This is a genomic window from Marinobacter sp., from assembly GCF_041595835.1.
Classification (GTDB): Bacteria; Pseudomonadota; Gammaproteobacteria; order Pseudomonadales; family Oleiphilaceae; genus Marinobacter.
Window position 1 is genome coordinate 1 of the sequence record NZ_JBFHJO010000013.1, and the last position, 13,906, is coordinate 13,906.

General features: G+C 54.2%; 17 protein-coding genes. 12 read left to right on the forward strand and 5 right to left on the reverse strand.

The genetic code is table 11. The features are described 5' to 3' along the window. The 4 genes from ABYA77_RS06625 to trpC all read left to right on the forward strand — a co-directional run. Positions 1-252 (forward strand): hypothetical protein (locus ABYA77_RS06625; protein ID WP_372965168.1); only part of this gene is annotated, 252 nt, incomplete at its 5' end. Between the two features lie 269 nt (positions 253-521). Continuing rightward, positions 522-1,100 (forward strand): aminodeoxychorismate/anthranilate synthase component II, encoded by a 579-nt coding sequence (locus tag ABYA77_RS06630; RefSeq protein WP_372965169.1) that lies wholly within the window; start codon positions 522-524, stop codon positions 1,098-1,100. Between the two features lie 17 nt (positions 1,101-1,117). Next, positions 1,118-2,146, forward strand: a complete 1,029-nt coding sequence (gene trpD, locus ABYA77_RS06635) for an anthranilate phosphoribosyltransferase (RefSeq protein WP_372965170.1) — start codon at positions 1,118-1,120, stop codon at positions 2,144-2,146. Between the two features lie 7 nt (positions 2,147-2,153). After that, positions 2,154-2,966 carry an indole-3-glycerol phosphate synthase TrpC gene (trpC, locus tag ABYA77_RS06640; RefSeq protein ID WP_372965171.1) on the forward strand — a complete coding sequence of 271 codons (813 nt, stop codon included), beginning with the start codon at positions 2,154-2,156 and terminating at the stop codon, positions 2,964-2,966. Positions 2,967-3,020: 54 nt separating this feature from the next. On the opposite strand, the gene ABYA77_RS06645 is transcribed toward trpC, so the two are convergent. From ABYA77_RS06645 to ABYA77_RS06655, 3 genes are read right to left on the reverse strand one after another with little or no spacing between them, the layout of a single operon-like run. Next, positions 3,021-3,635, reverse strand: a complete 615-nt coding sequence (locus ABYA77_RS06645) for a DUF4202 domain-containing protein (protein ID WP_372965172.1) — start codon at positions 3,633-3,635, stop codon at positions 3,021-3,023. A 9-nt stretch (positions 3,636-3,644) separates the two neighbouring features. Continuing rightward, on the reverse strand, positions 3,645-4,262 hold the full coding sequence (locus ABYA77_RS06650; RefSeq protein WP_372965173.1) for a glutathione S-transferase family protein: 618 nt from the start codon (positions 4,260-4,262) through the stop codon (positions 3,645-3,647). 18 nt (positions 4,263-4,280) lie between these two features. Continuing rightward, a complete protein-coding gene (locus ABYA77_RS06655; protein WP_372965174.1) occupies positions 4,281-5,258 on the reverse strand; it encodes an META domain-containing protein in 978 nt (325 codons plus the stop codon). Positions 5,259-5,407: 149 nt separating this feature from the next. On the opposite strand from ABYA77_RS06655, the gene ABYA77_RS06660 reads away from it, so the two are divergent. From ABYA77_RS06660 to modC, 6 genes are all read left to right on the forward strand, one after another. Continuing rightward, a complete protein-coding gene (locus ABYA77_RS06660) occupies positions 5,408-6,145 on the forward strand; it encodes a glutathione S-transferase family protein (RefSeq protein WP_372965175.1) in 738 nt (245 codons plus the stop codon). A 109-nt stretch (positions 6,146-6,254) separates the two neighbouring features. Beyond that, complete coding sequence (locus tag ABYA77_RS06665; protein WP_372965176.1) at positions 6,255-7,229, forward strand: sterol desaturase family protein; 975 nt, start codon at positions 6,255-6,257, stop codon at positions 7,227-7,229. Beyond that, positions 7,195-8,127: an alpha/beta fold hydrolase gene (locus ABYA77_RS06670; RefSeq protein ID WP_372965177.1), complete on the forward strand. Its 933-nt coding sequence runs from the start codon at positions 7,195-7,197 to the stop codon at positions 8,125-8,127. The genes ABYA77_RS06665 and ABYA77_RS06670 overlap by 35 nt, the downstream gene beginning before the upstream one ends. Next, positions 8,127-8,855 (forward strand): molybdate ABC transporter substrate-binding protein, encoded by a 729-nt coding sequence (gene modA / locus ABYA77_RS06675; RefSeq protein ID WP_372965178.1) that lies wholly within the window; start codon positions 8,127-8,129, stop codon positions 8,853-8,855. Before ABYA77_RS06670 ends, modA begins: the two co-directional genes overlap by 1 nt. A gap of 27 nt (positions 8,856-8,882) precedes the next feature. Next, positions 8,883-9,560, forward strand: a complete 678-nt coding sequence (gene modB, locus ABYA77_RS06680) for a molybdate ABC transporter permease subunit (protein WP_372965179.1) — start codon at positions 8,883-8,885, stop codon at positions 9,558-9,560. Next, positions 9,557-10,639: a molybdenum ABC transporter ATP-binding protein gene (gene modC / locus ABYA77_RS06685; RefSeq protein ID WP_372965180.1), complete on the forward strand. Its 1,083-nt coding sequence runs from the start codon at positions 9,557-9,559 to the stop codon at positions 10,637-10,639. Before modB ends, modC begins: the two co-directional genes overlap by 4 nt. 64 nt (positions 10,640-10,703) lie before the next feature. Here modC and crp read toward each other — a convergent pair whose 3' ends face one another. Then, positions 10,704-11,345, reverse strand: a complete 642-nt coding sequence (crp, locus tag ABYA77_RS06690; protein ID WP_372965234.1) for a cAMP-activated global transcriptional regulator CRP — start codon at positions 11,343-11,345, stop codon at positions 10,704-10,706. A 207-nt stretch (positions 11,346-11,552) separates the two neighbouring features. Here crp and ABYA77_RS06695 point away from each other — a divergent pair, with 207 nt between their 5' ends. Both ABYA77_RS06695 and speD read left to right on the forward strand, forming a co-directional pair. After that, entirely contained in the window at positions 11,553-11,975 is a 423-nt protein-coding gene (locus ABYA77_RS06695; protein ID WP_372965181.1) for an OsmC family protein, read from the forward strand. Positions 11,976-12,207: 232 nt separating this feature from the next. After that, a complete protein-coding gene (speD, locus tag ABYA77_RS06700) occupies positions 12,208-12,999 on the forward strand; it encodes an adenosylmethionine decarboxylase (protein ID WP_372965182.1) in 792 nt (263 codons plus the stop codon). A gap of 33 nt (positions 13,000-13,032) precedes the next feature. Here the strand turns inward: speD and ABYA77_RS06705 are convergent, their stop codons facing one another. Continuing rightward, positions 13,033-13,899: a phosphoribulokinase gene (locus tag ABYA77_RS06705; RefSeq protein WP_372965183.1), complete on the reverse strand. Its 867-nt coding sequence runs from the start codon at positions 13,897-13,899 to the stop codon at positions 13,033-13,035. Between the last annotated feature and the right edge of the window lie 7 nt (positions 13,900-13,906).

Here is a 13,906-nt window from a genome sequence, read left to right on the forward strand (position 1 = left end):
AAATCAGCCAAACGCGCGGCCTTAAACCAACATCCCCTGAAGTTATACGCCCTGCCCCAAAAATCCATTCGCTTTCTCCAGCACACACCACCCTATCAAGCCTATCAAAAGCTTACTAACAGTTACGTTTTTTTCCACAAAATTCCGAGAACCGTCTCCCAATCAACACCGTTAGCCACTTTCCTCATTCACCACCAAGCCCATGCAGAACGCCCTCTAAACCCGCTATACTCTATAGCCATCATTTATTAAATTCTGGGTTCAATTCCGTAAGGCATTCAATGCCCCACAGCATCACACTGCGAATGGCCACGCCTTCTCCGGTTCGCTCGTCCGCTTCCGGGTGAGGCTTAATACCGGCTTCCCCGCCGGCCCGATATTGTACCCAGGGCGGTGGGCTGCAATAATCCACTGTCTGTTTGCGCCAAACCTCAGGCAAAGTGTGCTGTGTATAATCGTTATAAACAGTGCCGCCCGCATGGCGAACACATCCACTGCTAGAACATACGGTCCTGATCGCTATGCTGCTGATGATTGATAACTACGATTCCTTCACCTACAACATTGTTCAGTATCTGGCCGAGCTGGGTACCGAGGTTCAGGTGCACCGGAACGATGAGATCACTATTGAGAAAATCGAGGCGCTGAATCCGGAACGGCTGGTGATTTCTCCTGGCCCCTGCACACCCAACGAAGCGGGCATCTCCATGGAAGCCATTCGCCACTTTGCTGGCAAGCTTCCGATTCTGGGTATTTGCCTGGGCCACCAGTCCATTGGGCAAGTCTTCGGTGGCGATATTATTCGTGCTGGCAAGGTTATGCATGGCAAGGTGTCTCCCGTTTATCACAAAGACACGGGCGTATTCCGGGGCTTGAATAACCCGCTGCAGGCCACTCGTTACCACAGCCTGGTGATTGATCAGAATACTCTGCCGGATTGCCTGGAAGTCACGGCCTGGACCCGTAACGAAGACGGCTCTATTGAAGAGATCATGGGGGTTCGCCACAAAACCCTGCCTATTGAAGGCGTGCAGTTCCATCCGGAATCGATCATGACCGAACAAGGCCACGAACTGCTGCGCAACTTCCTCAGAACCTGATAAGGAACCATCCCGCCATGGATATGAAACAAGCACTCAACCGCATTGCCTCCAATCTGGATTTATCTCAGGAGGAAATGAAGGATGTGATGCGTATCGTCATGAACGGTGAAGCCACCGATGCCCAGGTTGGCGCTTTTCTCATGGGCCTGCGGCTAAAAAGTGAAACCATTGATGAAATTACCGGCGCAACCGAGGTCATGCGTGAGCTGGCCACCAAGGTCGACATCAAGGCAGAGCCGCTGGTAGATATCGTGGGCACAGGCGGCGATGGCGCTAACCTGTTTAACGTTTCTTCTGCCGCTTCCTTTGTGGTGGCCGCAGCAGGCGGCTTCGTGGCCAAGCACGGTAACCGGGGCGTATCATCCAATAGTGGCAGTGCAGACCTGATCGAAAAGGCCGGTGTTAACCTCAACATGACACCAGAACAGGTCGCCCGCTGCGTAGAGCAAATCGGCGTTGGGTTCATGTTTGCGCCAGCACACCACGGCGCCATGAAGCACGCCATCGGCCCCCGCAAAGAGTTAGGCTGCCGAACGATCTTCAACATCCTGGGCCCCATGACCAACCCGGCCGGTGTTAAGCGCCAGTTAATCGGTGTATTTACCCAAACACTGTGCCGCCCTATGGCGGAGGTTCTGCAACGCCTGGGTGCCGAGCACATCATGGTGGTGCACTCGAAAGATGGGCTGGATGAGATCAGCCTGGCCACCGAAACGTATGTAGCCGAACTGAAAGACGGCGCCATCACCGAATACAGCATCACTCCGGAAGACCTGGGCATCAAAAGTCAGACACTGGTAGGGCTGTCCGTCGATTCCTCTGAGGAATCGCTCAAAATGATCCGGTCCGCGTTTGGCCGCAAGCACGATGAAGTAACGGAAAAAGCTCGCGATATGATTGCACTGAACGCCGGTGCAGCCATTTACATTGCAGGTTTGGCCAACACTCCAAAAATGGGCGTGGAAATGGCTCTGGACGCCATGGGCTCCGGCCTGGCTGCTGGCAAAATGTCTGAACTAGCCGATTTCTCCCACTGCTTCTGAGGCCGTAATGACCAACAGGCACAATGACCGTACCCCAACCATTCTGCGCAAAATTGTTGACCGCAAATGGGAAGAAATCGCTGGACGCCAGCCCAGGACTTCCATCGCAGACCTCAAAGCGCAGGCGGGCGATCAACCTCCCGCCAGGGGCTTTGCCAATTCGCTGCGAACCCGCATTGAGCAGCAGAAACCCGCGATCATTGCCGAGATCAAAAAGGCTTCACCGAGCAAAGGTATTCTGCGGGATCCGTTTGAGCCTGAAATGATTGCAGAAAGCTACGAACAAGCCGGTGCTGCGTGCTTATCCGTACTGACTGACAAAGACTTTTTTCAAGGCCACGAAGACTACCTGAAAGCGGCCCGGGCGGCCTGCAGCCTGCCAGTGATTCGCAAAGATTTCATGGTAGCGCCGTATCAGGTGTACGAAAGCCGCGCCATTGGTGCCGACTGCATTCTGCTGATTGCAGCTTGCCTGACAAAAGACCAGATGCAGGAACTGGAAGGCATTGCTCACGAGATCGGTTTGGATGTGTTGGTGGAAGTGCACAGCGGCGAGGAACTGGACGATGCGTTAACCCTCAGCACGCCCTTGGTTGGCATCAACAACCGCAACCTGCATAACTTTGAAGTGTCGCTGGATACCACCTTCGATCTGCACAAGCGAATTTCTGATGACAGGCTGACCATTACCGAAAGCGGGATAATGACCAAAGCGGACGTGGAAGCCATGATTGCCCGGGGTATTTACGGCTTCCTGATCGGGGAGTCCTTCATGCGTGCGCCGGATCCCGGCGAGAAGTTGCAAGAGTTGTTCTTCTAAAAAGCGTCCTGAAGGCCGGCGGGGATGCCTTCCCGCCGGCTCAGGTTTTAAACGTCAGGCTTCAGGTTCCGCCAAGGCTTCCTGCAGCAACGCCAGCAGGTGAGGCGGCAGATTGCCCGCCAACTGCAGCGCGGCGTCATGACCACGGGGCGACATCTTCGCCCAGGTACGACGCACAATGGTCAGCCACTTCTCCCGGTCGTAGTCCGGATTGTCATCGTAAAACCGGGCGAAATAGCGCTCCAGAAACACCATGCAAGCCACATCTTCCAGCAACTGCGTGTCCGGATCCTTCCGCAACTCACGTTTGGTCAGAATGGTTTCTACTCGCTCACACTCTTCCTGCGGATAACCACATTCAGCCATGATTTCCGCTGCCCGGCGGCCATGCATGCGGCCACAGGCCTGACGCCACTGGTAATAGTTCTGCCTGCCTTCACCGAAATCGCTTCTCGGCATGGTCCAACGCTCAATGTGCTGAGCCCGGCAGGCAATTTGCATTCGCTCTGAAGGCTCCGCCTCCAGGGCAAATAACCAGCGTGTCATGTGCAAGCTGTATGCATGCTCCCGGGGCAGAGTTTCTCCATTCACCTGTTCGGTGTTCGGGTCGGCCAGGTTAGCCTGGTCGATAGCCTCAAGGGTTTGCGCCAGCCGTGTGTTTTGCGTCATGTTCTTTCCTTAAACCTGCGCAGATGGCCGTTCCTTGATTCGGTCGTACCATGCTTGCAGGTGTGTATGCTCGGGCTTGATCCGGATATCAACCACTCGTGCAAACGCGATGGTAGTGAAGGCATTAATATCCGCTGCGGTAAACTGATCACAGCAGATAAATTCTTTGCCTTCGAGGTGCTTATTCAAGAAGTGCATGAATTTCTCTACGCCTTGACCGCAATCCTCACCCCATTCTTTGATCGGGTTCATTCGGTCTTTAAAGTAGCCGGTCGTGTGTTGGAAGCACATGCCGGTGGGCATGAAGAAGTAGAGCTCAATCCACCGAAGCCATTGTTCCACCAGGGCTTTTTCCAGAGCACTCTCACCCAGGAGCCTGGGGGCATCCGGGTAGCTTTCTTCGAAAAACCGACAAATTGCCATGGTTTCAGCGATGCATGTGCCGTCATCCAACTCCAGAACAGGCACTTTTTTCATCGGGTTCCGGGCGATAAACTCAGCAGTCAGGTTCTCACCTTTTGCGATGTCTACCTGCACAAACTCTGCTTTATCCAGCAACCCTTTTTCAGCCATGAACATCCTTACACGGCGGGGATTAGGAGCACTTTTTGTTTCGAAGATTTTCATATTGTTGTTGCCTTCGCGTTATGGGTTTTCGATATCAGACTTGACGGCTTTAATGATGTCGCCAGCAGATGTTTCCAGTAATAGCTCTCCGTTTTTGCCGATACGGCCGGTGACCACGTCAGACATCAGTTTCAGGAATTTCTGCTCCTGATTCATCAGCGGCTCATGGCAAGCCATCATAGTACTGCCCAGAGCGCCGAAGGTCAGACCTTCGCCACTCAGTGCGTATGAGCCCATGTAGCGGTTACAGGAAGCACGACCGCTAATACGGTTGTCACCGAAAAAGCGAAGGGTCATCATAGAACGGTCAATAATACCCTCCCCGGCCAGGTCTTCCACCACCCATTCGGCACCCCGAAGCAGGCGTTCACGGTCACCGCCACAGCCTTGAAAGGTCTCACCATCAATAGTCAGGCGAACCTGAGCCGGGTACTGAGAACCCGCCATAGCATCTTCACATAACTGCCTGGCGACGGTTATTTCAATCCGGCGCTCGTCTACTTTGGCCTCGTATGCTCTGCCATGACGATTGCTCACGGTTTCCTGCAGCCAAACCCCTTCCAGAACCTCGCCATCGTATGGAAGGGTCAGGCTCGCCTGGCCATTCTCAATATGGGCGGTCCAGTCGGGCTCTGTCCCCATTGCCCGGAAAGAGGATTCGATTGCTCCGGGTTCCAGGCATTCCGGCAGAATGTCGCCCTTGAGCGTTAAGGTTGCCCGTTCCCCTTTCGCCCAGAATCGCGTTTCGGCATCACCCGGTGCAACATACAGTGCGCCTTCATCAATTGCCGACGGTTTCAGCAGAACCCGTTTATTCAGATATTCAATGCCCAGCAAGCCATTTTCCTGAATGTCGGTCAATGTCAGGTCCAGCTGGCCACAGCGGTACACGCCATAATCTGACAAACTACTGGTTTTGGGCTGAGAGGCACAAGCGGTCACAGCCAGACCAACCGCCACCACGGCCGAAAGAGAAAGGGCTCGGCGCAAAAACATATATGCATCCTCAATGGTTACAAGCTATAGGCTGCTAGTTTAGTGATTCCCAACCCGTTTAACCATGGCCATCCGCTTTTCAGCATTGCCATGGGAATTAGCCGGCATCCGCGTTAACCTTGTGCCAAACACTTTCCGGAAGGCTGCACATGAGCATAAAACTCTATCAGTTCTGTATCTCTCACTATGCTGAGAAAGTCCGCTGGGCTCTGGATTACAAAGGCATCAACTATCAACCGGTCAATTTACTGCCGGGCCAGCACGTAAAAACTATTAAAAAACTGACCCGGGCGGAATCCTCCGTGCCGGTTCTGGAACATGATGGCAAGGTCATTCAGGGTTCGTCACAAATTCTGGACTACCTTGAACAGGCCTTTCCCGAACCGTCGTTAACGCCAGAATCCCCGGAAGCCTGTGAGCTGGCTCTGGCCTGGGAGAAAAAACTGGATGACCTGGCCGGTCCGGCCATTCGTACCTGGATCTACCATTATTTTTTGCAGCGCCCGAAAGTGGTTATCCCCCTCCTGGCGGCAGGCACACCCTTTTATAACAAGATCATGCTCAGCCTGGCCTTTAGCCGCGTGGATGAAATAATGCGCAAGTGGATGAAGATCAATCAGGCCACGGCTGATGCGGCTCAGCAAAATCTGGAAACACTGCTTTCAGAACTGGCAGACGTTTATCGACAACAACCCTACCTGGCAGGTGATCAGTTTTCCCGGGCAGACCTGACCGCCGGTGCGCTGCTCGCGCCTTTGTTCCAGCCACCCCAGTACCCGGTGCCTTGGCCAAAACCCGCCAAAATCCCCAAACCCGTGCAGGCCATGCTGGCCGAATGGCAGCCCAGCCTGGGCCCAATCGCAGAAATGTATCGCAACAACCGCTGAGGCGGTCAGCCTGTCGTAAAGTGCCAGCCGCAATGACGGAATAGGACATCGAATAATGTCAGCCTTGTGCCATGATTAAGTCCGAACAATAACCACAACGGATTTTATGATGGCACTGCTCGACATGACGCAGGCTGTATTGGAAAACAGCGGACTACTTGCTCTCTGGAAAACCCTTGCGCCCTGGCTGGCTCTGGACGAAAGGCAGCTTATTTTTATGGTTGCCACCCCGGTTTTCATCGGGGTTACGGTTTGGGAATATCTTAAAATCCGCCACAATCCCAGATTAATGAACCTGCCTGAAGCTATTCGCAACTTTGCTCTGGGTGCGGGCTACCAAATCACCGAACTGCTGTTCGCCGGCATTATTGCGTTCCCGGTTTATGCGCTGTGTTATCACTATCGGCTGTTCGGGATTGAACTGAACCTGTTCACGGCCTTTCTGACCTTTCTGGGCGTGGACTTCTGTTTTTATTGGATGCACCGCTCCAGCCACCGCATGCGCTGGTTCTGGGCAGCCCATGTGGTGCACCACTCATCCGAGCGCATGAACTTCTCAACCGCCATGCGCCAGAACGCTACCAATATCTTCAACGGCGCGTGGGTGTTCTATCTGCCTATGGCACTGCTGGGTTTTAACCCCGTCTGGATTGGCGTGGCTTATGCGCTGTCACTGGTATACCAGTTCTTCATTCACACCACTCTGATCGGAAGGCTCCCTGACAGCCTGGAATGGGTACTCAATACCCCCAGCCACCACCGGGCACACCATGGCCGGAACCCGCAGTATATCGACCGTAACTATGGAGGGGTCCTGATCATATGGGACAGGTTATTCGGGACCTTTGTGCCGGAAAGCGATGAGGTTCCTCCGGAATACGGAATTACCCGTCAGATCCACTCAAACAACCTGCTGGTGCTATGGACTCACGAATATGTGGATATGTTCCGTGACATGAGCAAACCGGGCAGACTAACATCCCGCCTCAAGCATTTATGGAAACCGCCGGAGTGGCAACGCCCGGCCTCAAAGGAGCCGGTGGCCCATTGTGAACCAACACCCCCTGAACCTGACCACCGATGATGGACACCGGATTACCGGCACTCTGTTCCAGCCAGACGTTCCGGCGGCCTGTCTGGTTATCAGCCACGGCATGGCCGAGCACGGCAATCGCTATTCTGAGCTGGCGCAATGGCTTTGCGGCCACAACATCGCCGTGATCGCCTGCCACCACCGAGGCCACGGCCCGGATTGCCCGGAAGCAGACCTTGGGCACTACGCAGACACTCAGGGCTGGCAAAAGGTAGTTGGCGACCTTGGTCTGGTCATCCACTATGCCCATGAGGCTTTCCCCGGCCTTCCCGTCAGTTTGCTAGGGCACAGCATGGGTTCGTTTATTGCTCAGAGTTACGCCCAGCAGCACGGCAACACTCTGGACACTCTGATCCTGAGCGCCACCAATCGCATTCACCGGCCGGAACTTCTGGCCTCTCGGTTTCTTGTCGGCCTGATACGTCTGTTACGCGGGAAACGCCATAAAAGCCGACTGATTACCAACCTGACATTTGGAAAATTCAACCGCATGTTCCGTCCCAACCGGACAGACTGCGACTGGCTGAGCCGGGACGAACAACAGGTAGACCGCTACATTGCAGATACCTTATGCGGATTCGAGTGCTCTGCTGGGCTGTGGCATGACTTCTTAAGCGGTATGCTGTCAATTCATCCCCGTCAGTGGCGCAAAGATCTTCCCGTGCATCTGCTTTCAGGGGCTGAGGATCCTGTTGGCGAAATGGGCAAAGGCATCCGCCAGCATTTTCAGGCAATTCGTGAAGCCGGCATTCATAAGGTCACGTTCCGGCTTTATGAGCGTGGCCGCCACGAAATACTGAACGAACTCAATGCCGAGGATGTATGGCAACACCTGCTACAGTGTATTCCTGTACACGACACCGTATACGCCAAACCCTTGCCTGCCTGATGACAGCAGGCCTGATCCTGGGCCACTGTTCAGCCTGGGCCGGACAGACCACACTGGCCATAGCTGCGAATTTCACCGGCACCATGGCAAAGCTGATTCCGGTTTTTGAACAGCAAACCGGACATCACGTTCGAGCCAGTTATGGCTCCACCGGAAAGCTCTATGCTCAGATTCGCCAGGGCGCGCCATTTGATGCCTTCATGGCGGCTGACCATAAGCGCCCTCACCTGCTTGTGCAGGACGGCTTAGCCGTACCCGGCACCCAACTCCCCTATGCTGAAGGCCGGCTGGCACTGTGGAGCCGCACAGAGGGCTTGTTCAGCGATGGCATGAGTTACCTGCAGAGCGACCCCTCGCGTCTGGCTATCGGAAACCCCAAAACCGCTCCCTACGGCATCGCTGCCATGGAATTTCTGGATAACCTGCACCTGACCGAGATTCTTAAACCTAAACTGGTCAGCGGTGACTCTATCGCCCAAACTTTCCAGTTCGTCGCAACCGGCAATGCAGAAGCTGGGTTTGTTGCGCTGTCACAGGTTTGGGCCTGGCAGGGTTCTGCGGGTTCACTCTGGCTCATACCCAGGCAACTGCATCAACCGATCAGCCAGCATGTCATTTTACTTAACCGGGGCAGCAGCAATCCGGCCACTCTGGCGTGGATGGAGTTTCTGCAAAGCACAAAAGCACAGGCGATCATTCGTGAAGACGGGTACGATATTCCGCATTAGCCCAACGACTGAACTGGCGGAGACTTCATGAGCCCGGAATGGCAGGCTGTCTGGCTGACCTTGAAGCTGGCAAGTCTAACGACACTGATACTGATGTTTGTCGGCACGCCTATCGCCTGGTGGCTGGCCCGGACCCAACACTGGCTACGCCAGCCTGTTGCGGCGGTGGTCGCGTTGCCTCTGGTTCTGCCTCCCACAGTTCTGGGTTTCTATTTGCTCATTCTGATGGGGCCAGACGGCGTGGTTGGTCAGCTAACACAAAGCCTGGGTTTAGGCCTGTTGCCGTTCACCTTTGAAGGCCTGGTGGTGGCTTCGGTTATCTATTCACTGCCGTTTACCGTTCAGCCCCTGCAAAATGCCTTTCTGACCATCAACGACAACTTGCTTGAAGCCGCCGCCACACTTCGGGCTTCACCCTGGGATCGCTTTTTTTCCATTGTCATTCCGATGGCCCGCCCAGGGTTTCTGACCGCCGGAGTCCTGAGTTTTGCTCACACCATCGGCGAGTTTGGCGTAATTTTGATGATCGGCGGTAACATTCCCGGCGAAACCAAAGTGCTTTCGGTAGCGATTTTCGATCATGTGGAAGCGCTGGAATACGCCCAGGCGCACTGGTTGTCCGGAGGCATGCTGGCATTCGCCTTTATCGTACTGGTCACTCTATACACATTGAACGGACGTTTTCAGCCGGGAGTGGTGAAATGACCCATCCGGACGGCATTCAGGCCCGCTTCAGATGCCACTACGAAAACTTCACTCTAGACGTTGACCTCAACCTGCCTGGCTCTGGCATTACCGCGATTTTCGGTCACTCTGGCTGCGGTAAAACGACCTTACTGCGCTGCATTGCAGGCTTACAGGCCGCCCAAGGCCAGCTCATCGTGCTGGGGCAACCCTGGCAAACCGGCAGTCACAGCCGGGCGGTACATCAGCGCCCGCTGGCTTATGTTTTTCAGGACACTACCCTGTTCCCGCATCTGTCAGCGCGCAAAAACCTGCTCTACGGCTACAGGCGGATACCCGCAGAACAGCGGCGCATTCACCCGGAACAAGTATATGACTGGCTGGGCCTGGCTCCCCTGCTGGACCGGATGCCCGCCCGTCTCTCCGGCGGTGAACGCCAACGAGTGGCCATCGGCCGTGCACTATTGACCAGCCCAAGTCTGTTGCTAATGGACGAGCCGCTATCGGCCCTGGATCAGCAAAGCAAACAGGACATCCTGCCGTACCTGGAGCGCCTGAGAGATACTCTGGCCATGCCGGTACTGTATGTATCCCACTCGACCGGCGAAGTGGCGCGGCTGGCTGATCATATTGTGATGATGGATCGCGGGCAGGTAGTCGCCCAAGGGCCGTTGCAGGAAACCCTGGCCCGTACCGACCATCCGTTCCTTCTGGAAAGCGATGCTGGCGTGATTCTGGATGGGAAAGTGACTGAAGTAGATGCTCAGTGGCAACTGTGCAAGGTTGAATTCAATGACGGCGCCCTCTGGCTACGTCATCACAAGCACCTGACGACAGGTATGGCTGTACGAATACAGGTACTGGCCAGAGACATCAGTATTGCCCTTCAGGAACACCAGGACCAGAGCGTTCAAAACCTACTGCCGGCCACCGTTGATCAAATTGCCGGGGAAGTGACCCCCGGCACCAGCCTGGTTCGGCTCCGGGCCGGCAACACAGCCTTCCTCTCACGAGTGACCTCCCGCTCGGTGCATCAACTTCAACTTTATCCCGGGCTGCGCGTCTGGCTGCAAATCAAATCTGTGGCTCTGGCAGACTGACGCCAACAAAAAAGGCCGCTGGAATTCAGCGGCCTTTTTTGTCATAAGCATGGCGCAACGGAAGTTATCGTGTGCCGTAAACCACCATAGTTTTACCTTTGACCTGCACCAGGCCCTGGTCTTCCAGAGTTTTCAGCACCCTGCCAACCATCTCCCGGGAACAACCGACGATACGACCGATTTCCTGACGTGTGATTTTAATTTGCATACCGTCCGGATGTGTCATGGCATCAGGCTCTTTGCACAAGTCCAGCAAGGTACGGGCAACCCGGCCAGTCACGTCCAGGAAAGCCAGATCACCCACTTTCCGGGTAGTTTGGCGCAAACGGGACGCCATCTGTTCACCAATGAAATACAGAACACGAGGGTCCTGCTGGGCGATTTCACGGAATTTTGTGTAACTGATTTCCGCCACTTCACACTCGGTCTTGGCTTTAACCCATGCGCTACGTGAATCCATGTTATCGAACAAGCCCATCTCACCGAAGAAATCTCCGGTGTTCAGGTAGGCCATAATCATCTCGCGGCCGTCATCGTCCTCAATAATAACGGTGACCGACCCCTTAACGATGTAGAAGAGGGAATCGCTTTTATCACCAGCATAAATAATGGTGCTTTTAGCCGGATAACGCCGGCGATGGCATTGGGAAAGAAAATAATCCAGATGTTTGGTCTTCTGCTCAACCGGCTTAATGATAGTAGCCATAATGCGAGACATGCCTCCTCAGCGTAATGCCAATCCTGATCTTTGTTATATCCCTGCTTTGTCCCTGCAGGTTACGGGTTTTACTAATATACCGAGCAACTTATAACAAGATGGCCCCATTTGGGCAAATCGAATGCAAAGGCGGGCCTTTCAGGAACTGTGTGCTAGCATCCACTTTCACGACTTATTGAACTTAGGGAGACCCCGATGAAAGCATCCATAGACTGGACGGGCAAAGCCAGTTTCAAAGCCACCAGCGGCACCGGCCACAGCATTCAGCTGGATGGCCCACCCGACCTGGGCGGAGAAAACCTGGGGCCACGCCCCATGGAAATGCTGCTCATGGGTGTCGGAGGCTGCTCATCGTTTGACGTGATGTCCATCCTGCAAAAAAGCCGACAAGACGTCACGGCCTGCCACGCTGAACTGGAAGCAGAGAGGGCCGACGCAGTGCCGTCCGTTTTCACCAAAATACACCTGCACTTTGTGGTGACGGGCCATAATCTGAAAGAAAAGCAGGTTGAGCGAGCTGTGAGCCTGTCTGCAGATAAATACTGTTCTGCCTCTATTATGCTAGGCAAGGCCGGTGTAGAGATCACTCACAGCTTTGAAATCCGGGAAGCCGAATAACGCATCCATCCCCCCGGAAAGGCTGCGGCCCGGAGGGAAATTACTGCGTTCAAAAATGTCCGTGCAAACACTATCCAACGACATAGGCGGTATGCATAATACGCACCTTTCTCTGCCGGTCTGCGCAAAAGGTGAACAATTCGTTCACCTGGTCACTAGTCGGTAGCGGCCTCGGTAGGGTGACTCACCTCACCCTACAATCATTCATCTCCAATAAACGGAGGGGCTGAGCATGGAAACCAAACTCCAGCTGCACGGTTTCAACAACCTGACCAAATCCCTGAGCTTCAACATCTACGACATCTGTTACGCGCAGACCAAAGAGCAACGTGAAGCCTACATTGACTACATCGACGAGATGTACAACGCCGAACGCCTGACCCAGATTCTGTCTGATGTGGTCAAGATTATCGGCGCCAACATACTCAACATTGCCCGCCAGGATTACGAGCCACACGGCGCTTCTGTCACCATGTTGATTGCCGAGCATGACGTGACCGACTGTGAAGAAAACTACGACGAATCCCCCGGGCCGCTGCCAGACACCATTGTGGCGCACCTGGACAAGAGTCACGTCACCGTGCACACCTACCCGGAAAGCCACCCTCACGATGGCGTAAGTACCTTCCGTGCAGACATCGACGTATCAACCTGCGGCCTGATCTCACCGCTGAAGGTATTGAACTACCTGATCCACAGCTTTGACTCAGACGTGGTCACAGTGGACTACCGTGTTCGCGGCTTTACCCGCGATATAGATGGCACCAAGCATTACATTGATCACGACATCAATTCGATCCAGAACTATCTGACTGAAGACACCCAGAATGCCTATCAGATGATCGATGTGAACGTGTATCAGGAGAACCTGTTCCACACCAAAATGATGTTGAAGGATTTCAACCTCAACAACTATGTGTTCGGAGTGAATGCCAGCGAACTCAACCAGGCTGAAGCCAAATCCATCGAAGACCGGTTACGCCGGGAAATGCTGGAAATTTTCTATTCCAGAAACGTGGAGTAAATACACTGAGCAGCAGTGTTCTATAACGGCTGCTCAGGCGAAGGCTTTTCCTGCCATCAGCCTCTGTACCATCGGACGCACTATGAGGTCCATGGCCAGAGGCATTTTAGTCCCGGGCACCACTAAGGTATCGTGGCGAGACAAACTGCTGTTGGGAATTGCCTGAAGCAACCAGCCAAAATCCACATCGGTGGCTTCCCGGAAGTGAATCACCAACAGGCTTTCATCTTCACTCGGCACATCCCGGGCAATGAAAGGATTGGAAGTATCAACCAGCGGAATACGCTGAAAGTTGATATGAGTACGTGAAAACTGGGGCACGATATCGTGCACATAGTCATCCATACGGTTGATGATGGTTTCTACCACCGCTTCCTGACTGTACCCCCGCTTATTGGTATCCCTGTGGATTTTTTGAATCCATTCCAGATTGACAATGGGCACCACCCCAATCAACAGATCTACGTATTGGGCGATGTTGTAATTCTCGCTGACCACCCCGCCGTGCAAACCTTCATAAAATAGCAGATCGGTATCTGCAGGCAGGGAGCTCCAGGGAGTGAAGGTGCCAGGCTTATGCCCGGCGGCGACCAGGTCCTGGTCTTCATCATGGACATACTGACGGCACCGGCCATTACCTGTATGGCTGTAGTCATAAAGCAGAGCTTCAAGACGATCGATATGGTTGGCTGCCAGCGCAAAGTGGTTCCGTTCGCCAAACTGCCCTTTAGCCGCCAGCCGGGCCATCTGCTCTCGTGTATAACGGTGAAAGCTGTCACCACTGACCATCGCTGCACGGATTTCCTCGCGCGCGAATAGCCGGGCAAAAATCTGCCCCGTTGTACTGGTGCCAGCACCGGATGACCCGGTAACCGCAATGATAGGGTGGCGTTTGGACATAAGTCGC